This window comes from Streptomyces sp. Ac-502 (assembly GCF_045222935.1).
Lineage (GTDB): Bacteria > Actinomycetota > Actinomycetes > Streptomycetales > Streptomycetaceae > Streptomyces > Streptomyces monomycini.
The window spans coordinates 4701523-4723911 of sequence record NZ_JBHFFO010000001.1; the positions used below are offsets into that span (position 1 = coordinate 4701523).

At 73.2% G+C, this 22389-nt stretch carries 19 protein-coding genes and 3 pseudogenes; 14 read left to right on the forward strand and 8 right to left on the reverse strand.

Translation table 11 applies throughout. The features are described from left to right. Position 1 precedes the first annotated feature (1 nt). Both ACEXOX_RS21045 and ACEXOX_RS21050 read left to right on the forward strand, forming a co-directional pair. A pseudogene (locus ACEXOX_RS21045) lies at positions 2-831 on the forward strand (sulfite exporter TauE/SafE family protein). 136 nt (positions 832-967) lie between these two features. Then, on the forward strand, positions 968-2173 hold the full coding sequence (locus ACEXOX_RS21050) for an FAD-dependent oxidoreductase (protein ID WP_406522493.1): 1206 nt from the start codon (positions 968-970) through the stop codon (positions 2171-2173). 9 nt (positions 2174-2182) lie between these two features. Here the strand turns inward: ACEXOX_RS21050 and ACEXOX_RS21055 are convergent, their stop codons facing one another. The 3 genes and pseudogenes from ACEXOX_RS21055 to ACEXOX_RS21065 form a co-directional block, all read right to left on the reverse strand. Further along, a complete protein-coding gene (locus ACEXOX_RS21055; protein ID WP_406522494.1) occupies positions 2183-2809 on the reverse strand; it encodes a TetR/AcrR family transcriptional regulator in 627 nt (208 codons plus the stop codon). Positions 2810-2872: 63 nt separating this feature from the next. Beyond that, positions 2873-3891: pseudogene (locus ACEXOX_RS21060) on the reverse strand (MerR family transcriptional regulator). Between the two features lie 169 nt (positions 3892-4060). Beyond that, positions 4061-4660: a dihydrofolate reductase family protein gene (locus ACEXOX_RS21065; protein WP_406522495.1), complete on the reverse strand. Its 600-nt coding sequence runs from the start codon at positions 4658-4660 to the stop codon at positions 4061-4063. Between the two features lie 70 nt (positions 4661-4730). Here ACEXOX_RS21065 and ACEXOX_RS21070 point away from each other — a divergent pair, with 70 nt between their 5' ends. The 3 genes and pseudogenes from ACEXOX_RS21070 to ACEXOX_RS21080 all read left to right on the forward strand — a co-directional run bounded on the left by ACEXOX_RS21070 (position 4731) and on the right by ACEXOX_RS21080 (position 6209). Then, a complete protein-coding gene (locus tag ACEXOX_RS21070) occupies positions 4731-5306 on the forward strand; it encodes a TetR/AcrR family transcriptional regulator (RefSeq protein ID WP_406522497.1) in 576 nt (191 codons plus the stop codon). A 46-nt stretch (positions 5307-5352) separates the two neighbouring features. Then, positions 5353-5514 (forward strand): annotated as a pseudogene (locus ACEXOX_RS21075) (MerR family DNA-binding transcriptional regulator); the annotation flags it as partial. A gap of 341 nt (positions 5515-5855) precedes the next feature. Further along, a complete protein-coding gene (locus ACEXOX_RS21080) occupies positions 5856-6209 on the forward strand; it encodes a hypothetical protein (RefSeq protein ID WP_406526693.1) in 354 nt (117 codons plus the stop codon). A gap of 203 nt (positions 6210-6412) precedes the next feature. Here ACEXOX_RS21080 and ACEXOX_RS21085 read toward each other — a convergent pair whose 3' ends face one another. Further along, positions 6413-7726 (reverse strand): M20/M25/M40 family metallo-hydrolase, encoded by a 1314-nt coding sequence (locus ACEXOX_RS21085; RefSeq protein ID WP_406522498.1) that lies wholly within the window; start codon positions 7724-7726, stop codon positions 6413-6415. 548 nt (positions 7727-8274) lie between these two features. On the opposite strand from ACEXOX_RS21085, the gene ACEXOX_RS21090 reads away from it, so the two are divergent. From ACEXOX_RS21090 to ACEXOX_RS21120, 7 genes are all read left to right on the forward strand, one after another. Beyond that, positions 8275-8763 (forward strand): WXG100 family type VII secretion target, encoded by a 489-nt coding sequence (locus ACEXOX_RS21090; RefSeq protein WP_406522500.1) that lies wholly within the window; start codon positions 8275-8277, stop codon positions 8761-8763. After that, positions 8760-9164 (forward strand): hypothetical protein, encoded by a 405-nt coding sequence (locus tag ACEXOX_RS21095; RefSeq protein WP_406522502.1) that lies wholly within the window; start codon positions 8760-8762, stop codon positions 9162-9164. The genes ACEXOX_RS21090 and ACEXOX_RS21095 overlap by 4 nt, the downstream gene beginning before the upstream one ends. Before the next feature lie 110 nt (positions 9165-9274). After that, entirely contained in the window at positions 9275-10894 is a 1620-nt protein-coding gene (locus ACEXOX_RS21100) for a peptidoglycan-binding protein (RefSeq protein ID WP_406522503.1), read from the forward strand. Positions 10895-10956: 62 nt separating this feature from the next. Further along, positions 10957-11811 carry a hypothetical protein gene (locus ACEXOX_RS21105; protein WP_406522504.1) on the forward strand — a complete coding sequence of 285 codons (855 nt, stop codon included), beginning with the start codon at positions 10957-10959 and terminating at the stop codon, positions 11809-11811. A 373-nt stretch (positions 11812-12184) separates the two neighbouring features. After that, entirely contained in the window at positions 12185-12997 is an 813-nt protein-coding gene (locus ACEXOX_RS21110) for a L,D-transpeptidase family protein (RefSeq protein WP_406522505.1), read from the forward strand. A 99-nt stretch (positions 12998-13096) separates the two neighbouring features. After that, the gene (locus tag ACEXOX_RS21115; RefSeq protein ID WP_406522506.1) at positions 13097-14335 is read left to right on the forward strand and encodes a P1 family peptidase; all 1239 of its coding nucleotides are present in this window, start codon (positions 13097-13099) and stop codon (positions 14333-14335) included. Between the two features lie 111 nt (positions 14336-14446). Beyond that, complete coding sequence (locus tag ACEXOX_RS21120) at positions 14447-14980, forward strand: YIP1 family protein (RefSeq protein ID WP_125058906.1); 534 nt, start codon at positions 14447-14449, stop codon at positions 14978-14980. Between the two features lie 111 nt (positions 14981-15091). Here ACEXOX_RS21120 and ACEXOX_RS21125 read toward each other — a convergent pair whose 3' ends face one another. Then, positions 15092-15370 (reverse strand): hypothetical protein, encoded by a 279-nt coding sequence (locus ACEXOX_RS21125; protein WP_406522507.1) that lies wholly within the window; start codon positions 15368-15370, stop codon positions 15092-15094. Between the two features lie 353 nt (positions 15371-15723). On the opposite strand from ACEXOX_RS21125, the gene ACEXOX_RS21130 reads away from it, so the two are divergent. Both ACEXOX_RS21130 and ACEXOX_RS21135 read left to right on the forward strand, forming a co-directional pair. Continuing rightward, positions 15724-16914 (forward strand): CaiB/BaiF CoA transferase family protein, encoded by a 1191-nt coding sequence (locus ACEXOX_RS21130; RefSeq protein ID WP_406526417.1) that lies wholly within the window; start codon positions 15724-15726, stop codon positions 16912-16914. A 99-nt stretch (positions 16915-17013) separates the two neighbouring features. Further along, positions 17014-18270, forward strand: a complete 1257-nt coding sequence (locus tag ACEXOX_RS21135) for an Ig-like domain-containing protein (protein ID WP_406526418.1) — start codon at positions 17014-17016, stop codon at positions 18268-18270. 100 nt (positions 18271-18370) lie between these two features. Here the strand turns inward: ACEXOX_RS21135 and ACEXOX_RS21140 are convergent, their stop codons facing one another. The 3 genes from ACEXOX_RS21140 to ACEXOX_RS21150 all read right to left on the reverse strand — a co-directional run bounded on the left by ACEXOX_RS21140 (position 18371) and on the right by ACEXOX_RS21150 (position 22227). Beyond that, positions 18371-20428 (reverse strand): fructose-specific PTS transporter subunit EIIC, encoded by a 2058-nt coding sequence (locus ACEXOX_RS21140; RefSeq protein ID WP_406522509.1) that lies wholly within the window; start codon positions 20426-20428, stop codon positions 18371-18373. A gap of 84 nt (positions 20429-20512) precedes the next feature. Then, positions 20513-21460 carry a 1-phosphofructokinase gene (pfkB, locus tag ACEXOX_RS21145; RefSeq protein WP_406522511.1) on the reverse strand — a complete coding sequence of 316 codons (948 nt, stop codon included), beginning with the start codon at positions 21458-21460 and terminating at the stop codon, positions 20513-20515. Further along, positions 21457-22227 (reverse strand): DeoR/GlpR family DNA-binding transcription regulator, encoded by a 771-nt coding sequence (locus ACEXOX_RS21150; RefSeq protein WP_030024264.1) that lies wholly within the window; start codon positions 22225-22227, stop codon positions 21457-21459. The genes pfkB and ACEXOX_RS21150 overlap by 4 nt, the downstream gene beginning before the upstream one ends. Positions 22228-22389: the final 162 nt, after the last annotated feature.

Genomic DNA, 22389 nt, shown 5'->3' on the forward strand with positions numbered 1-22389 from the left:
GATGCCGCTTCTAGCCTGGGCGGCGCTGCCCTGCGGGCTGGTCATCGGGCTGCTGCTGGGCGCGCTCGGCGGCGGCGGTTCGATCCTCGCCGTACCGGCGCTGGTCTACCTGCTGCACCAGTCCCCGCACGAGGCCACGGCGGGTGCGCTGGTGGTGGTCGGGATCGGCGCGGCGTCCGGACTGGCCTGCCATGCCCGTGCGGGCCGGGTCCGCTGGGGGCGGGGGCGGCGTTCGGCGGGCTGGGCACTGCCGGTACGTTCCTGGGCTCCCGTTGGAGCGCGTCGCTGAACCCGACCGTCCTGATGACGGCGTTCGCCGGGCTGATGCTGGCGGTGGCGGCGGTGATGCTCGTACGGGTATGGCGCGAACGGGAAAAGACTTCCGCGCGCGCGGCCGCCACGTCCCCTGCGTCTCCCACCGCCTCCGGCCCGCCGCTCGCCGCACGCCCCGCCCCCCGCCTGGCCGCCGCGCTGCGCATCGGTGTCACCGCGACCGCCGTCGGCCTGCTGACCGGCTTCTTCGGTGTCGGCGGCGGTTTCGTCGTCGTGCCGGCGCTGACCCTCGTCCTCGGCCTGGAGATGCCGGTCGCCATCGGTACGTCGCTCCTGGTCATCCTCGTCAACTCCGGTACGGCGTTCGCCACCCGGGCCGGGGCGGGCGGCCTGGACTGGCCGCTGCTGGCCTCCTTCGCCGCCTGCGCCGCGCTCGGCAGCTGGCTCGGCAACCGGCTCGCCGCCCGGCTGCGGCCACAGGCCCTGTCCACGGCGTTCGCGTCGCTGGTCACGGTGCTCGCCGTGTCGATGGCGGTGACCAGCATCCCCCGCTTGTGACCGGGCCACGACCGAACCATGGCGGCCCGGCCCCCGATCCCCCTCATCCGGCCCCCTGCCCCCGTCACCGGGCCCCCGGCCCCCGATCCCCCTCATCCAGTCCCCGATCCCAGCTCGACCTCAGGAGGAAAGAACCATGACTTCCGCCTCGACGCACCACCAGGTCGTCATCATCGGCGGCGGCACCGCGGGCATCACCGTGGCCGCCCGGCTGCGCCGCGCCGGACTGCGTGACATCGCGGTGCTGGAGCCGTCCGAGACGCACTGGTACCAGCCGCTCTGGACGCTGGTCGGCGGCGGTCAGGCGCCGCTGCGGGCGGCCCTGCGTACGGAGGCGGAGGTCATGCCGCCCGGTGTGCGGTGGCTGCGCGAGACCGCCGTCTCCGTCGACCCGGCCGCGCGTACGGTGGGCACCGCCTCCGGGCGGACGGTCTCGTACGACCGGCTGGTGCTCGCCCCCGGGCTGAGCCTGGACTGGGGAGGCATACCGGGGCTGACGCAGGCCCTCGGCCACGGCGGCGTCTCCAGCAACTACCGCCCCGATCTCGCGCCGCTGACCTGGGACTTCATCCGGCGCACCCAGCGCGGTACGGCGCTGTTCACGATGCCGTCCGGGCCGGTGAAGTGCGGCGGCGCCCCGCAGAAGATCGCGTACCTGGCCGCCGACTACTGGCGCAAGCGGGGGCTGCTGGGCCGTATCCGTACGATCCTGGTGCTGCCCGAGCCCGCCATGTTCAAGGTGCCGGTCTTCGACCGGGCGCTCCAGGAGACGGCGCGGCGGTACGGCATCGAGGTGCGGCTCCAGTCGGAGCTGACGCAGGTGGACGGTGCCACGCGGGAGGCGGAGATCGTCGACCACGCGACCGGCGCCAAGGAAACGATCCGCTACGACCTGCTGCACGCCGTGCCGCCGCAGCGCGCGCCGCAGTGGGTGGCCGACAGTCCGCTCGCCGACCCGGCCTCGCCCTTCGGCTACGCCAAGGCCGACCGGGAAACGCTCCAGCACCCCGACTTCCCCGAGGTGTTCGCGATCGGTGACGTCGCGAACCTGCCGACGTCCAAGACGGGCGCGGCGATCCGCAAGCAGGCCCCGGTCGTCGTCGCCAACCTGCGGGCCGGACTGCGCGGCCGGCCCGCCACCGCCCGCTACGACGGTTACACCTCCTGCCCCTTGGTCACCGCGCGCCACAAGATGCTGCTCGCCGAGTTCGACTACGACCTGGAACCGGCGCCCTCCATCCCGTTCATCGACACGACGAAGGAGCGCACCGACATGTGGTTCCTGAAGCGGTACGGGCTGCCGCAGCTGTACTTCAAGGGGATGCTCAAGGGCCTGGCCTGAGCGGGGGGCCTACCCCTCGTCCGGCAGCAGCTCCCACAGCATCGCCTCGAACTCTTCGGCGGCAGGCGGTTCGTCGGCCAGCAGGGCTTGGAGGCGCAACCCTTCGTAGGCGCGGGTGAAGAGCGCGACGCGCATCGGGTCCCGCGTGTGGAGGCGGGCGAAGTCGGCGAGCGCTTCGGACCAGCGGCGGGTGTGGCCGCGCAGTTCGGGGCGGCGGGTGGCCAGCAGGCACAGTTCGAACTCGGCGAGCAGCAGCCCCCGGTCCTCCAGCGACCCGGCCGTCAGGCGCGCCAGCATCCGCCGCTTGTCGCCGCGCCCGCCCGCCGCGCCCGGTCCTTCGACGGGCGCGGCGGTGAGCTGCCGCACCCGTTCGGTCTCCTGCTCCATCGCACTGGTCAGCGCGGCCGTGAGCAGCGCGTCGGCGCTCTCGAAGGCGGATGCGGCGGCCGCGGTGGGCAGCTGTGCCTCGTCGGCGACGGTGCGGTGGGTGACGCCCGCCGCACCGTCCCGCGCGACGACCCGCAGAGCGGCCTCGATCAGCGCCTTCCGCTCGTGCTTTCCAACGAAACGGAGTCCGTCGGCGGCCGGTTCGTGCGCTTCGTCGGCGGCCGGTTCGTGCGCTTCCGGATCGTTCACGGGGGCTCCAGCAGCAGGTACGGAATCGGAGACGTCGTCGGACGATACTCGCGGCCCTTGGCGCTACGTGGGGGCCGACACGTCCGTACCCCCATCCGTCAGCACGCCCGTACCCCTACCCATCGACACATCCGTGCCCTCACCCACCGGCACATCCGCGCTTCCGCCCATCGGCACATCCGTGACCACATCCGCCACCACACAGCTCACGTTGTCCGGCGCCCCGGCCTCGTACGCCAGCGCCACCAGGTCCTGTACCGCCCGGCCGGGGCCGGGAGCCGCGCCGAGCACCTCCCCTACGGCGTCGGAGGGCACCACCGCGGACAGGCCGTCCGAGCAGAGCAGGTAGCGGTCGCGAGTCGCCCACGTGCACGGGCCAGGTGGGAGCCGGTCCAGAGCAGGGCGGTCAGCGTGGTGCCGGCGTGGTCCGCGTCCGCGGCCGTCACGACACCCCGTACGGAACGGTTGGCCTGCCCGGCCGCGTCCGCCAGTACGTCGAGCAGGTCGCCGGGGCGCAACGTCCCGCCGTCGAAACTCTCCAGGCCGCGCAGCGCCTCGACGGCCGCGGACCCGGCGGACGCCCCGGCACCACCGAAGCCGTCGGCCGCGGCCAGCAGCCGGTCGCCCGCGTAGGCGGTGTCCTGGTTGCTCTCCCCGACCAGCCCGGTGCCCGAGAGGGCCGCGTAGCGGATGCCGAGCGGTAGCGGTCGGCGTCCGGGCCTCGGAGCGGCCGTGGACATGCCCGTCATGGCCGCGTCCTTCCTCTTCAGGTGGTCGACGAGGAAGGCCGCCAGTTCGCGGCGGGCGGCGGTGTCCGCCTCGGTCTCCGCCCAGTAGGCCGACACCGCTTCGGCGGCTGGTCCCGCGGCCAGCTCGCACACGTCCCGGATGCGGGCCAGTGGCATACCGAGCCGGCGCGACCAGGCGACCAGCCGGGCGCGCTCCAACTGGGCGCGCGCGTAGCGCCGGTAGCCGTTGACGGGATCGACGTGGGCGGGTGGCAGCAGCCCCAGTTCGCCGTAGAGCCGCAGCGCCTTCGGCGAAAGCCGCGCCGCCCTGGTGAACGCTCCGATGCTCAGCAGTCGCCCCGCTCCCCCGCCACCCGTCTCACCCGTCCCGGCCGCCGCTTGCGGCCCCAGGCCCGGCCCCGTGTCGTCGCGCACCCGTGCACCCTCCTCATGCGGGGTCGGCCCCGCAGACCTGAGGCTGCGTCTTCCCCCAGGGGCAAGGTCAAGGGCGGGACGGGGACGGTCACCGCCTGGCGAAGTGAGTGACCGTGACGCCGTTGTCGAACGAGGTCCGGTCGGTCACGTCGAAGACGGTCGGGTCGAACTCCCCGTCGAACACGGAGATCCCGGCCCCGGCGACCACCGGATAGCTCTTGATGATCAGTTCGTCGATCTCGGGCAGCAGCGCACCCGCGAGCCGCCCACCGCCGCACAGCCAGATGTCCCGCCCCGGCCCTTCCCCGCCCTCCTCCTTCACGTCACGGACCAGCGCCTGCGGGTCCGCGCGGACCACGGTGACGGCGGGGTCGGTGTCCGGCGCGAGCGTGCTCGACACCACGTACTGGCGCAGGTGCGCGTACGGGCTGGTGATGCCCGCGTCCAGCGCGGGGCGGTAGCTGCCGAGTCCCATCAGTACGGTGTCGAAGCGCCGGTTGGGCGTGTCGGCGAGACCGAGGGCCTCGCGCATCGCGGTGGGCACGAATTCCGGGTAGCGGGCGTTGCACCACGCGCTGTAGGCGGCGGCCTGCTGCTCGTCGCCCGCAGGATAGAAGTCGAACTCCCCGCCGGGGCCCGCGATACGGCCGTCCAGGCTGACGGCGACGTAGTAGACCAGCTTGCGCATACCGACGACTCCATCCATAGTACTCCAAGTGAAGTGGTGAGAACGTAGTACTACGAATGGAGTGGTGTCAATGGTCCGCAGGAACGACGGGCGGAGGGCGGCACTCGTCGACGCCGCGATCGAGGTGCTGGCCGGGGAAGGCGCCCGCGGCCTGACCTTCCGCGCGGTGGACAACGCGGCCGCCGTGCCCCCTGGCACCGCCTCCAACTATTTCGCCAACCGCGACGACCTGCTCACCCAGGCGGGCGCCCGGGTCTACGAACGCCTCCAGCCGGACGAGGCGACGATCGCGCGGCAGCGGCAGGCCACGCCCGACCGGGAGACGTACGCCATGCTGATGCGCGAGCTGGTCGGCCGGGTCAGCTCGTTCCGTACCGGCTACCTGGCGCTGCTCGAACTACGCCTCGAAGCCACCCGCCGCCCCGCGCTGCGCGCGGTGCTGACCGAGCGCGTCCGCGCCGACATCGACGCCAACGTGGCCTACCACGAAGCATCCGGCCTGCCCGGCGACGCGACCGCCGTCCGGCTGCTGTACCTGGCCTTCAACTGGCTCATCGTCGAACAGCTCACCCTGCCCGACGTCCTCTCGGAGGCCGAACGCGAAGAGCTGGTGTACGCCGCGGTCGACCGCATCGTGGCCCCCTGACCCCCGCACTTGAACCCGACGTCGCGTGATGTCGCACCGTAAAGACATGACCGACGCCACCACCTGGAAGGTCGGCCGGCTCGCCGAGGCGAGCGGGCTGACCGTCCGGACCCTGCACCACTGGGACACCATCGGGCTGCTCAACCCGTCCCGCCGCACACCCGGCGGCCACCGGGAGTACTCGGAGGACGACGCCGCACGCCTCTACCAGGTACTGGCCCTGCGCGGACTGGGCCTGGGGCTGGAGACCATCGCGGTCTGCCTGGACTCGGGCGTCGATCCGCTGCGCCTCGTACGGGACCACCTGTCGGAAGTGGCGGAGTCCCTGGCCGCGCTGGAAGCGCTGCGTGGCCGACTGCGGCGACTGGAGGAGTCGCTGTCGGCTGGCACGGCACCGGGCACACCCGACCTGCTGGCGGCACTGGAGGCGATCGGCCGCACCGGCCCGTCCGCGGACCAGTCCCTGCGCCGCCATCTGGACGCGGACCAGCTCCAGGTACTCGCGGCGCGCGGCGCGGCGCTGGGCCGGCGGCGCACTACCTGCTGCGGGTGGAGTGGCCGGAGCTGTACCGCCGGGCGGAGCGGCTGCGCACGGCCGGGGTACCGGCGACCGACCGACGGGTACGGGATCTGGTGGCGCGGATGGACGAGCTGGGCGTGCTGTTCAGCGGCGGGGACGCGGGGGTGTCCGCCGGGGTGCGGACGGCATGGCGTACGGAGGCGGCGGTGGCGGAACCGGATTCAGGGCCGCAGCCGAACCCGGAGGCGAGGGCAGGGGCATGGATGGAGCCAGGGTCAGAGGCAGCCGGTGAGGCCGACGTCTACGTGGCGCTGGCGGATTACCTCGACGCGGCACGCGAGGCGCGTGCCGCCGGCCCCCGTCCCACAGGAGCCGGTTCATGACCCGCCACCCCCACCCCAGTACGCGTACCTGCGCCCGTACCCGCGCCCGCCTGGCCGTCGCCTCCGTCCTTCCCACCCTGATCACCGTCCCCCTGTGCGCCGCCCTCGCCGTCGCGGGAGCGCTCCCTTGGGCCGTGGGGCCCGCTGCCCTGGTGGCGCTGGTCGTCCAGGGGGGGCCTATGTACGTCTGGGCGCGCGGGAGGTCACCTGCCCGGCTCCAGGTGGCTCAGTGCGGCGACGGTGAGCGCCTGGACGCCCATGGTCAGGGTGGGCTGTTTGACCGGGGTGAAGTGCGGCGAGTGGTTGGAGGGGATGTCCTGGGCGAGGCGTCCGGAGGCCATCGCGGCGCGGAACTCGTCCGGGTCCCAGCCGCCCAGCCACCAGTAGTAGAGCGGCGCGCCGGCGGCCGTGGCGATCAGCCCGGCGTCCTCGCTGCCGGCGGCCGGTTCGTAGCCGAACAAGCGCTGGGCGCCGAAGTGGTCGGTGAAGGCGGCGTTGACCTGCTCCAGCGTGCGGTCGTCGTTGCGGGTGACGGGGAAGGTGTTCAGCACCTCGGTCTCCGGCTCGCGCTCCGCGCCGGACGCGGTGGCCTCCGCTCTGGCGATGCGGTCGACGGCCGCCAGCACCCGGCTGCGCACGTCCTCGTCGAAGGTACGGACGCTGAGCTGCACCACCGCCTGGTCGGGGATGACGTTGGGCGCGTCCCCGGCCTGGAAGGAGCCCACGGTGACGACGGCGCGGTCCTTGGGAGCGACCTCGCGGGCGACGACGGACTGCAGCCGCTGGACGAAGGCGGCGGCCATCACGATCGGGTCGACGGCGGTCTCGGGGCGGGAGCCGTGGCCGCCGGTCCCGTGGAAGGTGATCTTCAGGCTGTCCGAGGCGGCCATACAGGCGCCGGGGGCGTACGTGATCAGGCCCGCGCCGAGCGGGGCGACGTGCTGGGCGAGCACCACGTCGGGGGTGGGCACCCGCCCCTGCCCATCGGCACCGGCACCGGCACCGGCACCGGCATCAGAAGTAGCAGCGGAGCCGTCCGCCGCCGCCCCGAACAAGCCGTCCTCGATCATCGCCCGGGCCCCGTCGCCGACCTCCTCGGCGGGCTGGAAGAGCACGACCAGGGTGCCGGACCAGTGCTCCCGGCCCGCCGCCAGCAGGTCGGCGGCGCCCGCCAGGCAGGTGACGTGCACGTCGTGGCCGCAGGCGTGCATGACGCCGGGGACGGCGGAGGCGTACGGCAGACCGCTGCGCTCGGTGACGGGCAGGGCGTCCATGTCGGCCCGCAGCAGGACGACCGGGCCGGGGCCGTTGCGCAGCACGCCCGTCACGCCCGTCCGGCCGATGCCGGTGGTGACCTCGTAGCCGTACGAGGTCAGGCGGCGGGCGGCCTCGGCTGCGGTACGGGTCTCCTGGAAGCCGAGTTCGGGGTGCCGGTGGAGGTCTTCGTAGAGGGATTCGAGGTCCGCCATGCGGGCGTCGAGCGGGGCCAGTACGGAGTCACGCGCGCTATCGCTCATACGTTGCATTTGATCATGTAACGGACGCGCGGGCGAGGGCGAGACCGGCCGCGGCGGGCCGGAAAACACCGCCCGCACGCACCCCGTACCGCTCCACCGTCCGCCCATCGGGGGCCGGCGGACGGACCGCTGCGCGCCACCCTCCTTCCTGTGGAAATCCTGTACGGACAACGCGCGTTACCCACGCGAGAGTTCCCCGCCGCCACACCTTTCACCACCCCGCCCCGGAATACGCGGAAACCCCATTGCGGGAATTCCCGGGACCGAAGCCCCGGAACGACCTATTGGGTCGAATGACCGCCGTATTGCTCCTGGCACGGACGGTCTTCCGCCGGGAATCGGTTATGCTCCTCCGGCACCGAAGTGACCTGGTAAGCAGCGGAATCCGAAGGGCGGGACCCGAACAAGGGGGCCACGCACGGAAACCTGTGACGCGGCGAATCGGCGTGCGGTACGCATTCCGCACGCATCCGGAAATCCCGCGCGGCATGTCAGGCCGCCCGGCGCGGGAAGCGCACGTACGGACGCACGGGGGACGGTACTCAGGCATGGCCAACGGGTCAGGTTACGCGATCAAGAAATCCGGTACGGAGAGCAGCGCGTCGGAACTGGATTCCGCCGCCGGACAACTCGCCTCCGTACAGAAATCCATCCCGCAGCAGGCGTGCAGCAGGCCGGACGCGTTCGGCGGCGAGGACGCGGCCCCCGCCTTCGACAACTTCGCCGGTGCCTGGCAGCACGAAGCCACCGTTCTGCACGACGCCCTCGGCGAGATCGCGAAGAAACTCCGCACCACGACGAACAACTACGGTGCCGCGGACCACTCCGCCATCTCCGGCCTGCGCCACGCGGCCGCCGCCCCGGCGCCCTCCGGCGCGGGCAGCACCCCTTCGGCTGACCGGCGGCCACACCGCCACCGCACACCAGGCCGCATCACGCCAGGCCAAGGCCAAGCCGTAGGCCCAAAGCCTGGCCAGAGGCCAAGGCCAGGCCGTAGGCCGACACCACGCCACCAGAACAGGGCAAGCCAGCCATGACCGCATTCCCTCCGAAGACCGACGACGAACTGCTGCGGCTCGACGTCCCGTCCATGCTGCGCTTCGGCCTGCCCGCCGAAGGCCACGCCCGCCGCGCCCTCTTCGGTGACGGGGCGATCGCCGCCGCCGTGACGCTCGGCCGGCTCGGCGTGCTGCCCCGTTCCGTGGCCTACCTCGCCGAGGTCGTCCGTGCGGGCGGCGCCGCGTACGCCGCCGCGCTCGACCTGCCGCTGCCGGGCGAGACACCGGCCCGTACGGCGGGCGCCTGGCTCGCCGCCGCGGCCGGGGTCACCGGAGGCGTGGACGACGACGAGACGCTCGCCCGCTGGTTCGAGGCGGTGGCCGCGCTGATGGAGCTACGGCTGACCGCGCGCGCCTCGGGCACCTCGCCGTCACCGTGAGCACCCACCCGGTGCCGTGAACAGGCCCCCGGCACCACCAACACACCACAGCACCACCACACCACCTGCAACAGCCACAACAACAGCACCACGGGGGAAAGGCGGCCCACATGGCGGGCGAATCCACGACGGCACGGCGGGCCGAACTCGCCGAGCGGGTCAAGGGCATCGACGGTGCCGACAGCAAGAACGACCTGATGTCCGAGATCAAGAAGGCGCTCGCCGTACAGGCGCCGCTCGGTCACCCCGGCTCGATCGAGAGCGCCGGCAAGAGTTACCGCGCCGCGGCCGACGCCTGTAGCCACGAGGTGCAGCCCCGCGTCCAGAAGGTCGCCCAGGAGACCCTGCCGGACGCCTGGACCGGCACGACGGCGGTCAAGGCGGCCGACGTGGTGGCCGCGGCCGACCGGGCGGCGCAGCAGATGGCGGAGGCGTTCAGCAAGGCCGGCGGCGAGCTGATCCGGCTCGCGGACGCCGTACGGTCCGCCCAGGACACCGACAGCCGGGGCCGCCCCAGCCTGGAGGAGGCACTGAGCCTGCTCGGCGGTGAGGACGGGTTCTTCGACGACATGTGGGAGGACGACGGCGAGGAGGACGCCAAGAACCGGGCGAAGAGCCTGGCGCAGACCGGCGTCGCCGACCTGTACCGCGCGGCCGTGACCGCCGACGACGCGGGGCGGGCGGCGGCGCGCGAGCTGAACAAGTACGCCGCGGAGGCCCGTTCGGGCAAGGTGACCGCGCGGGGTCTGACCGCCGCGGACAAGCTGATGCTCGCCGACACCTCCACCGTCGACGAGAACGACCCGGCCCGCGAGCAGAACGAGATCCTCACCAGCAACGATCTCCAGCGGTCCAGCCAGTACCTGAACAGGATGAACGCCGGGGACCGGGCCGAGTTCGAGCGGATGCTCGCCGAGTCCAAGTCGCCCGAGGAACGCGCCTACCTGATGAAGGCGCTCGCCGCCGGCAACGACCTCGACTCCGTACGCGGCTTCCGCGACAAGATCCACCCGCACGGCGACGACGAGGCGTGGCTGGCCGCCCACCTCACGCCGGTCGTCACCCAGGGCGACAGCAAGGACGACGAAGGGCTCAACAGCGACGGGTCGAACGTCAACAGGGACACCGCGGCCTTCGACGGCCAGGCCTGGGCACAGGGCGGCGACGGCCAGGAGGGCACCTGTGTGGCCTCCTCGACCGTCACCGCGCGGGCCATGGTCGACCCGGTGTACGCGCTGGGCCTCACCGGCGGCGAGTCGGGCCAGGAGAACGACGCCAAGGCGTTCCGCGAGCGCCTGGTGGACGAGCAGCACCGGGTGCACGAGGAGGGCGACGGCGGCCACGAGGGCTGGTTCGGCACCGGAGCGCCCAGCGGTATGGACAACGACGGCAAGACCGAGGTCGTCAACAAGGAGATCAGCCCGCACACGGGCGGCGCGTACGAGCTGCGCGAGACCGGCAGCGCGGACGCCCGCCGGGACGCACTGCCGGACATCGAGAAGGCGGTGGCCGAGGGCAAGCCCGTACCGATCGGCGTCGAGGGCTACAAGGACGGCGACCGCAGCGGCCACGCCATGATGATCGTCGGCCAGGAGGGCGACATGCTCCAGGTCTACAACCCGTGGGGGACCACGACCTGGGTGAGCGAGGACGATTTCGTCAACGGCCGGATGCAGAAGGCGTCCGACAACGACCTGCCGGACGCGTACGCCGTGCACGTACCGAAGTGAGCCGCCTGATGATGCGCTTCCCCGGCCCTCGGAAGCCCGGTCCTCGGAAGTCCGCTCCCCGTTTGCGCGCCGCCGCTCTGGCCACCGCCGGCGCCGCGCTCGTCGCCCTGACGACGGGCGCGTGCGGCGGCAAGTCGGACTGCTGCGTCAAGGCGCCGACCGCCTCGCCGTCGCCCACCACGCCGGGCGGGGTACCGGGCGCGGCCTGGGAGTTCCCGTCCCAGGCGACGAGCCTGCGGGTGCGGGCCGGTACGGACTTCGACATCGTGCTGCGGGCGGGCGGCAGTGGCTGGCGGGTGGACGAGCCGAAGGTCGAGGGAGCGACGGTACGGTACCGTTCCGTCGCCGCTGCCTCGGGTGCCGCCTCGGATGCCACCCCGGGTGCCGCCTCGCGCGCCGGCGCGAAGGACGCCGTACGAGCCCCCTTCCACGCCGTCAAGCCCGGCACCGCGCGGATCGTGCTGACCTCGGCGGACCGCGAGCGCACCATGACGTACCAGGTCACCGTCGGTACGGGGCCGGGCGCCGCGCCGAGCGCGGCACCGAACGCGACGGGCGGCGACCTGAAGCGGGGGCGCGCGCTGGGCACCGGCTTCACGGGCGGTTCCGGCGGCGAGGTGACCGTCCGGCGCGGAGAACGCTTCTCGCTGCCGAACGCCTACTCGAACGTACCGGGCATCACCTGGCGGGTCGTCAGCCGCGGCGCTTCGGGCCCCGCTCCGCTGCTGAGCGACGTGCCGCACGTCGAAGGCGACGCGGCGGGCGACCGCAAGGACTGGTACACCTTCTCGGCCGACCGGGCGGGCACCACCGTCGTCGAACTGTTCGGGTGCTACCGCTGCACGAACGGCACCCCGGAGTCGGCGGAGAGCCGCGCGTACTCCGAGACGAGATCGGTGAGGATCACCGTCCGCTGAGCCCACTCCACAGGCGGCCGTACGGGCCCGCACGTTCGCGGGCCGTGCGGCGGTCCTGCCGACCGGACGGTGGCGTCGCCACCAGTCGCGGCGGGTGCGGCGCTGACCGCACGTCAGGGGCAGGCACTGGGCAGCTGACCGCGCGACAGGGCAAGTGCTGGGCCAGCACTGGGCCAGCACTGGACAGCCGACCAGCGGACCCCGCCATTCCGGCCAAAGGACCTGCGGCTTTCAGCCATTGGCCTCTCCCGACGCATGAACAGCACCAGGCCCTGTACTGAGCATTTACCCGAACGGTGTAGGGTGCAGATTGCCCGATTTATACCTGCGACAGCCCACCGGCCAGAGCCGACGGGCGAGGAGACGCCACGACATGGCTGCCCGCCACGCCCAGCCGGGCGGTACGCGAATAAGGATGACCCGTCGCGGCAAGGCCGTGAGCGGTCTCGCCCTGACCACCCTCGTGGGCACCGCGCTGTGGGCGTGGCCCGCCTCCGGCGACGACCACGACGGCCACCGCGCCGACCAGGCCCGCCCGGCCCCCTCGGCACCGGACACCCCCGCGCACCACGTCACCGGCGGTACCTCCGCGCCGGCCCCGCGCACGATCCCGGGCCTGAGCGACGCCACCCGCAAGCAGATCCCGGCCGAGTCCCGGCAGGTCCTGGTCGTCACGGGCCAGGGCCCGGACGCGCACGACTCCGCCGTCGTGCTCTACACCCGCGCCGAGCACTCGGAGGACTGGCGCCCCGGCGCCCGCTGGGTGGCGCACAACGCCTCCCGGGGGTGGACCGCGGACCACCACTACGGTGACCTGCGCTCGCCCGAGGGCGTGTTCACGCTCAGCGACGCGGGCGGCAAGCTGGCGCCGCCGGAGGGCACCAAGCTGCCGTACGACCGCAACAGCAGCTTCGTCGCGCACGGCACCGGCGTCGAAGGGGAGCCGCTGGGCGGCGCCTTCGACTACGTCATCGCCATCGACTACAACCGGGTCAAGGGGTCCTCGCCCCTGGACCAGCGCCGCCCGCAGGGCGCCGCGAAGGGCGGCGGCGTCTGGCTGCACGTCGACCACAACGGGCCCACGCAGGGCTGCATCAGCCTCAAGCCCGAGGTGATGCAGGAGCTGCTGCGCACGCTGGACCCGGCGCAGCACCCGGTCGTCGTGATGGGCCCGGCGGGCCACTGACGTCGCCCGTGGCGGGGCCCGGACAGAAGCCCCGCCTTTCTCCGCCCTTCCCCGCCGCTCCCCGTACCGCCCCGGCTTCCCCCGTGGTACGCATGTGCCATGGCCGACGACCCTCAGCAGTCGCACGACGAAGCCGCAGCCCGCGCCTCCTCCTTCGCCCCTGAGGAGGCCACGCAACGTCCCGGCCCGGGTGACGCGTTGACCGACGTCACCGGACTCCGGGTCGGTCACGCGCAACTCCTCGGCGACGGCCGCCTGACGGGCACCACCGTCGTCCTGGCGCCCGAGGGCGGTGTCATCGCCGCCGTGGACGTACGCGGCGGCGGCCCCGGCACCCGCGAGACGGACGCCCTGGACCCCCGCAACCTCGTCCAGCGCATCGAAGCGGTCGTCCTGGCCGGCGGCAGCGCCTTCGGCCTGGACGCCGCCTCCGGGGCGGTGGCCTGGCTGGCGGAGCAGGGCCGCGGCTACCGCGTCGGCCCCGACCCGGCGCAGGTCGTCCCCGTCGTCCCGGCCGCGGCCCTGTTCGACCTGGGGCGCGGCGGCGACTGGTACGCCCGCCCGGACGCCGCGCTGGGCCGCGCCGCCATCGAGGACGCCGCCGCCACGGCATTGAACGCGCCCGTCGCGCAGGGCAACACCGGTGCCGGTACGGGCGCGGTGGCCGGCGGCGTCAAGGGCGGCATCGGCACCGCGAGCCTGGTCCTGCCGTCGGGCGTCACGGTCGCCGCGCTGGCGGCCGTCAACGCGGCGGGGTCGGTGGTCGATCCGCGTACCGGGGTGCTGTACGGGCAGTACGGGGACGTGTGCGAGGTGTTGGCGCGAGCCGTGCCCGAAGACGGCGACGGAACCGGCCTGCCCTCCCCCGGCGCGCACGCCGGCGCGCGGCGCCGTCTCGCCGAGGCCCGTACCGCTTCCGAGCGACGTTCGGCCGTCTCCGCGCGCCCGCCCCTGAACACCACCCTCGCCGTCATCGCGACCGACGCGGTCCTGACCCGTGCCCAGGCCCAGAAGCTGGCGGGCACCGCACACGACGGGCTGGCCCGTGCCGTACGCCCGGCGCACCTGCTCACCGACGGCGACACGGTCTTCGCCCTCGCCACCGGTGACCGGCCGCTGACGCCGCAAGCGGCCGACGCCGACGCGGTGTTCGGGGCGCACGCCGAGACCGCCGCCCTCAACGAGATCCTTGCCGCGGGGGCCGACGTGCTGGTCCGGGCCGTGGTCAAGGGCGTACTGGCGGCGGAGACGGTGGACACCCCGGGCGGCTGCTTCCCGTCGTACCGTGACCTCTACCCGTCGTACCGAGACCTCCACCCGTCGCAGCCGCCCTCCTGACACCGGTGGTAGAACGGGCCTTATGTCCGTGCCGCCGCCTCCCCCACGCTCGTCCAGCCATCGCCCAAGAAGAATCCGGGCCCGCCGCAGCCGCCGAAGCGGCGCCGGCGGTTGTGGTGGCACCGTCTGTTCCTGGGGCTCTGGTACCGGCCCGTCGAGGTGATGGACGAGGCGCGCGACCGCAGCGCCTGGAGCGCGGCCGTCCTGCTGTGCCTGATCAGCGGCGCCCTCGGCATCGTGTCGGTGGACGCCTTCCGCAAGCAGTGGGCGCTGGACCAGCGGGATGCTCTGGAGCTGGCGGCCGTCGCGGAGGCGGGCGTCCTGCTGGCCAGTCTCGCGCTGGGCGTGGTCACCCATGCCATAGCGCGCACGATCGGCGGGAACGGCCGGTTCGAGCCGACGGTCAGCCTGTTCGTCGTGCTGTTCTGGGTCACCGACCTGCCGCGGCTGGTGCTGGCCACCTGGCTGCCGCACGGTTCGACGCTCGTGCAGGCCGTGGCCTGGACGACCTGGGGCTTCGGCTACCTGCTGGCCATCCTGCTCATCCGGGGGCAGCACCATCTGTCCACCGTCAAGGCGGCGGTGGCGGTGGCGGTGCAGATGCTGACCTCGCTGGCGCTGCTGAAGCTGGGGCCGGTGCGCTAGAGCTGGGGCCGGTGCGCTGAGGCCGGGGCCGCAGCCGTAGCAGGAGCCGGGACGGGAACCGGGGCATCACGGCGCCGGATTCCGGCCCGGCTCGGTGCCGTTCAGTGCCGTTCAGTGCCGCTCGTTGCCGTCCAGTTGCCGTACGAGCCCGGCGAAGGCCTCGCGCTCGGCGGCGCTCAGCTCCACACGCTCGGACGGCGGCCCCGCCGGGCCGGTCTGCCGCGGGACCGCGCGCAGCAGCGGTCTCGTCCCGTTCCCGGTCGGAGCCGGGGCCGGCGCCCCGAAACGGTGCCGGCGCACGAGCCGGGCCTGGCTCACGGCCCACCCGACGGTGACGGTGAGCAGGATGGCCAGGCCGATCTGCTGGAGGAGTGGGACGGAGGGGAACATGCGGTCCTCCAGGTCGGGTGCGCGACGGTGCGGTCCCGGGCCCGTGTGGGCCCCGGCGTGCGGACTTCAGTAGTAGACACCATGTCAGGGACTTCCGTCAGGGGATTCAACGGACTTACGCCCCACACGTGACGTAACTCCCACACCGCTCACGCACCTCCGCACCTCCCGCCCGGCCTCCCCACGTTTCACCCACACCCCGTACGCCGACGCCCGCTCCCCCGTACGCCGACGCCCCCTTCCCCTCCCCCAAGATCGTCCACGAGCATGTGGCACACCGCCCTCCCGACGCGAGGAGTCCGCACGTGCCGCAGTCGACCGCGCCCCACGCCACCCCGAAGGCCCTGGACGCCATCCCCGAGGCCCTGGACACCACCCCGAAGGCCCTGGAAGGCGTCCTCGTGGCCGACTTCAGCCGCGTCCTGGCCGGCCCGCTGGCCGCCGCCACCCTGGCCGACCTGGGTGCCGACGTGGTCAAGGTGGAGCGGCCCGGCTCCGGCGACGACACCCGCTCCTGGGGCCCGCCCTTCTCCTCCGACGGCACGGCCGCGTACTTCGACGCCGCCAACCGCTCCAAACGCGGCCTCACCCTCGACCTCGCCGACCCCGGCGACGCGGCGGCCGCCCGGGAACTGGCCCGCCGGGCCGACGTGCTGATCGAGAACTTCCGGCCCGGCGCACTCGCCCGCTACGGGCTGGACCCGGCGGCCACCCTCGCCGCCCACCCCGGCCTGGTGCACTGCTCGATCACCGGCTTCGGCTCCGGCGAGGGCGCCCGTCTGCCGGGGTACGACTTCGTCGTGCAGGCCGTCGGCGGCCTGATGAGCATCACCGGCGAACCGGGCGGCCCGCCCCTGAAGGCGGGCGTCGCGCTCGTCGACGTCCTGACCGCCAAGGACGCCACCACCGCCGTCCTGGCCGCGCTGCGCCACCGCGACCGTACGGGGCAGGGCCAGCACGTCGAGGTCAACCTGCTGTCGTCGCTGCTCGGTTCGCTGGTCAACCAGGCGTCCGGGCACCTGGCCACCGGCCGCGCCCCGGGCCCGATGGGCAACCGGCACCCGAGCATCGCCCCGTACGAGACGCTGGCCTGCCGGGACGGCGAGCCGCTGGCCGTCGCGGTCGGCAACGACCGGCAGTTCCGGGCGCTGGCGCGGGCGCTCGGCGCGCCCGGCCTCGCCGACGACGAGCGGTTCGCGCGCAATCAGGACCGGGTGCGCCACCGCGACGAACTGGCCGGCGAGCTGGAGAAGCGGCTGGCGGCGGAGACGCCCGCGGTCTGGACCGAGCGGCTGACCGCCGCGTCCGTGCCGTGCGGGCCGGTCAACTCCGTCGGCGAGGCGCTGGCCCTGGCCGAACGGCTCGGCCTGGACCCGGTCGTGCCGGTCGGCGCGGACCGGACACCACAGGTGCGCAGTCCGCTGCGACTGTCCGTCACGCCGGTCGTCGCCCCGCACGCCCCGCCCGCCCTGGACGAGCACGGCGAACCCCTGCGCGCCTGGCTGTCCGGCCCGGACGACACACCCCTGCCGCCCCTTCTGTGACGTTCATCACAACAGTTCGGGGAGTGCAACCAAACCCGCCCGTAGTTGCTGTTTACCAGCACTGACTGACAACACCCTTGCATGGAGCAGCCCGTGACAATGCCGGACAACACCGCGCCGCCCGCACCGTCCCGCACCAAGCGCCGGCTGCGTCGCGGACTCGCGGCGGCCTCCCTCCTGGCCGCCGGTGCGCTGACCCTGTCCGCGTGCGGCGGGGACGCCTCGGCGGGCGGCGACGACGGCAAGGGGCAGGCGGGCGCGGACGCCGCGGCCGCCAAGGACGCCTCCGAGGCGAAGATCTCGGTCACCTCGAAGGACGGCGCCACCGACGCCAGCATCAACGACACCGGGGTGACGGTCAGCGGCGGCAAGCTGACCGACGTGAAGCTGGTGCAGGCGGACAACGGCGCGGCGGTCAAGGGCGAGATATCCGGCGACGGTTCGTCCTGGAAGCCGTCGGCGCAGCTGGAGCGCGGCACGAAGTACAAGCTGGTGGCCAACGCCAAGGACGGCAAGGGCCGGGCGGCCACCGAGAACGCCACCTTCACCACCGTCTCGTCGAAGAACAGCTTCATCGGCTCCTACACGCCCGACGGCGGCAAGACCGTCGGCGTGGGCATGCCGGTGTCCTTCACCTTCGACAAGGCGATCACCAACAAGAAGGACGTCCAGTCCCACATCACGGTGACCTCCAGCAGTGGCCAGAAGGTCGTCGGGCACTGGTTCGGCGCGCAGCGCCTGGACTTCCGCCCGGAGCAGTACTGGAAGGCCGGCTCCAAGGTCACGCTGAAGATCGAGCTGGACGGGGTCAAGGGCGGCCAGGGCATCACCGGCGTGCAGTCCAAGACGGTGTCCTTCACCGTCGGCCGCTCCCAGGTCTCGACCGTCGACATGAACACCCAGACCATGACGGTGGTCCGGGACGGCAAGACCGTCAAGTCGATCCCGATCTCCGGCGGCAGCGCGAAGAACCCGACGTACAACGGCCAGATGGTCATCTCGGAGAAGTTCACGCAGACCCGCATGAACGGCTCGACGGTCGGCTTCGGCGGCGAGTACGACATCAAGGACGTCCCGCACGCGATGCGGCTGTCCCGCTCCGGCACGTTCATCCACGGCAACTACTGGGGCAGCCCGTCGATCTTCGGCAAGGCCGGCACCAGCCACGGCTGCGTCGGCCTCCAGGACAACCGGGGCGGCGGTGGCGACACCCCGGGCAAGTGGTTCTTCGACAACTCGCTGATCGGTGACGTCGTGGTCGTCAAGAACTCCCCCGACAAGACCGTGAAGCCGGACAACGGCCTCAACGGCTGGAACATGTCGTGGAGCGAGTGGCAGGCGGGCAGCGCGGGCTGATTCCGCGCAGCCGTCCCCACAGGCCTCCGGGCCCGTACGGCGAAAAGGTGGCCGGTCCCCGCACGGGGACCGGCCACCTTCGTTCTTGCGTCCGCCGCGGTCAGGCCGCCACCGGGGTGTTCCCGGCAGGAGCCTGGGCCGGTTCGGCCGTGGACTCGGGGGCGGACCCGGGAGCGGCCGGCTTGCGCAGGCCCTTGAGGAGGATCACCAAGGCGGTGGTGACCGCCGTACCGGCCAGTACGGCCACCAGGTAGAGCAGCGGCTGTCCGATCAGCGGCACCACGAAGACGCCGCCGTGCGGGGCCCGGAGCGTGCAGCCGAACGCCATCGACAGGGCGCCGGTCACCGCGCCGCCCGCCATCGCGGACGGGATGACGCGCAGCGGGTCGGCCGCCGCGAACGGGATCGCGCCCTCGGTGATGAACGACGCGCCCAGCACCCAGGCGGCCTTCCCGTTCTCCCGCTCGGTACGGGTGAACAGGCGGCCCCGTACGGTCGTGGCCAGCGCCATGGCCAGCGGCGGCACCATACCGGCCGCCATCGCCGCGGCCATCACCTTCAGGCTGCCGTCGTTGGGGTTGGCGAGGCCGCCCACGGCGAACGCGTACGCCACCTTGTTGAGCGGGCCGCCGAGGTCGAACGTCATCATCAGCCCGAGGATGACGCCCAGGATGACGGCGTTGGCGCCGGACAGCCCGCTCAGCCAGTCGGTCAGCGCCTTCTGGAGCGCGGCGATCGGCTTGCCGACCACCAGGAACATCAGGAATCCGACGACCGCCGACGAGATCAGCGGGATGACGACGACCGGCATGATCCCGCGCAGCGCGGACGGCACCTCGACCCGCTGGACCGCCATCACCACCGCGCCCGCGAGCAGACCGGCGATCAGGCCGCCGAGGAAGCCCGCGTTGACGGTCAGGGCGATCGCGCCGCCGACGAAGCCCGGCACCAGGCCCGGCCGGTCGGCCATGCCGTACGCGATGAAGCCCGCCAGTACGGGGACGAGGAAACCGAACGCCACGCCGCCGATCTGGAAGAGCAGCGCCGCCCAGCTCGCGGACTCGCTCCACACGAAGTGCTCGGCGACGGACGGCGCCTTGTCGATGCCGTACCCGCCGATCGCGAAGCCCAGGGCGATCAGCAGACCGCCCGCCGCGACGAACGGGACCATGTAGCTCACGCCGGTCATCAGCCACTTGCGCAGCCGGGTGCCGAAGCCGTCGCCCGCCTCGCCGTTCCGGTCCATGGGCGCGGGCCCGGCCGCCGCCGGCGTGGAGATGTCGCCGCGCGCGGCCTTCTCCCGTACTTCCGCGATCAGTTCGGCGGGCCGGTTGACGCCCGCCTTGACCCCGACGTCCACCGTCGGCTTCCCGGCGAACCGCGCCTTGTCCCGTACTTCCACGTCGTGCGCGAAGATCACGCCGTCCGCCGCCGCGACGACCTCCGGGTCCAGCCGTTTGAACCCCGCCGATCCCTGGGTCTCCACGATCAGTTCGACTCCGGCCTCCTTGCCTGCCTTGGCCAGCGCTTCGGCGGCCATGTAGGTGTGGGCGATGCCGGTGGGGCAGGAGGTGATGGCGACGATCTTGAAGGGGGTGGCGGGAGGGGACGTTTCCTCCGGGGCGGCGTCGGCCTCGGCGGTCGCCGCAGGTACAGCGGTCGCCGCGGGTACGGCCGTCGCCTCGGGTACGGACGGAGCATCCGTTACGGCAACCGGTTCATCTCCCCGGATCAGCGCCGCCGCCGCCCCCGCATCGTCCGCCGCCCGCAGCGCCCCCGTGAACTCCTCGTCCATCAGGTGCCGGGCCAGCGTCGACAGGATCGACAGGTGGTCGGCGTCGCCGCCCGCCGGGGCCGCGATCAGGAAGACCAGGTCGGCGGGCCCGTCCGCCGCGCCGAAGTCGATCCCGGCGGCGCTGCGCCCGAAGGCGAGCGTCGGCTCGGTGACGTGCGCGCTGCGGCAGTGCGGTATGCCGATGCCGCCGTCCAGGCCGGTCGGCATCTGGGCCTCGCGCGCGGCCACGTCCGCGAGGAAGCCCTCCAGATCGGTGACCCGGCCCAGCCCGGCCATCCGCTCGGCCAGCGACCGCGCGGCCGCTTCCTTGCTCTCGGCGGACAGGTCGAGATCGACCAGTTCCGCGGTGATCAGCTCACTCATCGCGGGCTCCTTCGCTCGCTTCACGTCCACGCCCGGTCCCGACGGGAACCGGTCCGCTCAACCCCGCCCCGCACATGCCGCCGCTCATCCCGCCGGCTCCCGCAGCTCCCTCGCCACCGGCACGGTCTCCCCCACGGCCACCGCCGAGAGATCAAGATCCTCCGGCGTCGGCATGGCGCTGCCGGGCAGCTGCACGGCCGCTGCCCCGTAGGCCACGGCCGCGGTCAGTGCCCGTACGCCCGTGCCGCCCGCCGCGAGGAACCCGGCCAGCGACGCGTCACCCGCGCCGACGTTGCTGCGTACGGTCGCCACCGGCGCGGAGGCGAAGTGCTCCCCGTCCCCGTCGACCAACAGCTGCCCGTCCGCGCCGAGGGAGGCGAGCACCGCGCCCGCGCCCAGGGCGCGCAGTTCCCGCGCGGCTTCCACGGCGTCGCCGACGGTGCGCAGCGGACGGCCGACCGCCTGGGCCAGTTCCTCCGCGTTGGGCTTGACCACATCGGGGCGTGCCTCCAACGCGGCGGTCAGCGACGGCCCGGACGTGTCCAGCGCGATCCGGGCCCCGGCCCGGTGCACCTGAGCGACCAGTTCCGCGTACCAGGAGGGGGCCAGGCCGCGCGGCAGGCTGCCGCAGCAGGCGATCCAGTCCGCTCCGGCCGAGCGGGTCCGTACGGTGTCGAGGAGTGCCCGCGACTCGTCGGGGGTCAGCTCGGGCCCGGCCGCGTTGATCTTCGTGAGGGTGCCGTCCGGTTCGACGGCGGAGATGTTCGACCGGGTCTGTCCGGCCACCGGCACGCCCGCGACCTCGATGCCCTCCGCCGCCAGCAGGCCGCCCAGCGCCGCGCCCGCCGGGCCGCCGAGCGGCAGGACGGCCAGCGTGCGGTGCCCGGCCGCGGCCACGGCGCGGGAGACGTTGACACCCTTGCCGCCCGGGTCGATCCGGTCCGCGGTGGCCCGCAGCACGGCGCCGCGCTCCAGCGCCGGGATCTCGTACGTACGGTCCAGGCTGGGATTGGGGGTGACGGTGAGGATCATGCGCGCACTACTTCCGTGCCCGCGCGCTCGATGGCGAGGGCGTCGTCGGGGCTGAGCCCGGTGTCGGTGACGAGCAGGTCCACGTCGGCGAGTCCGCCGAAGCGGGCGAAGTGCACCTGCCCGAACTTGCTGCTGTCCGCGACGAGCACGACCCGCCGCGCGGCGGCCATCGCCGCCCGCTTCACGGCCGCCTCGGCGAGGTCGGGGGTGGTCAGGCCGCCCTCCAGGGAGAAGCCGTTGGTCGCCAGGAAGACCACGTCCGCGTTGATCTCGCGGTAGGCGCGCAGCGCCCAGTCGTCGACCGCGGCCCGCGTACGGTGCCGGATGCGGCCGCCGACGAGGTGGAGGGTCAGGCCCGGGTGGTCGGCCAGCCGGGCGGCGACCGGGAGCGCGTGCGTGACGACGGTCAGCTCGGCCTCCAGCGGCAGCTCGGCGGCGATCCGGGCGGCCGTGGTGCCCGCGTCGAGGATCACGCTGCCGGGCGCCGACCCGCCGGGCAGCTCCGCGAGGGCGGCCCGCGCGATGCGCTGCTTCTCGTCGGCGGCGACGGTGTCCCGCTCGGCGAGGTCCGGCTCGAAGTCCAGGCGCCCGGCGGGGATGGCGCCGCCGTGCACCCGGCGGACCAGGCCGGCCCGGTCCAGGGCCTTCAGGTCCCGGCGTACGGTCTCGGCGGTGACCTGGAACTCCTCGGCGAGCGAGAGGACGTCGACCCGTCCGCTCTCCCGCGCCAGTCGCAGGATCTCCTGCTGCCGCTCCGCTGCGTACATATGTCTTCGTGCCTGCCTCGTGCCCGACCGTGTGGTTTCGAGCCAAAGGTACGTGCGGATGAGCGGTAAGTAAACACACTCGGGCACGCAGCACAACCAAACGGGCATGAGTGGATAGCAAAGAGCCCCGGCGCCGAGGGGGGATTCGGCACCGGGGCTCGT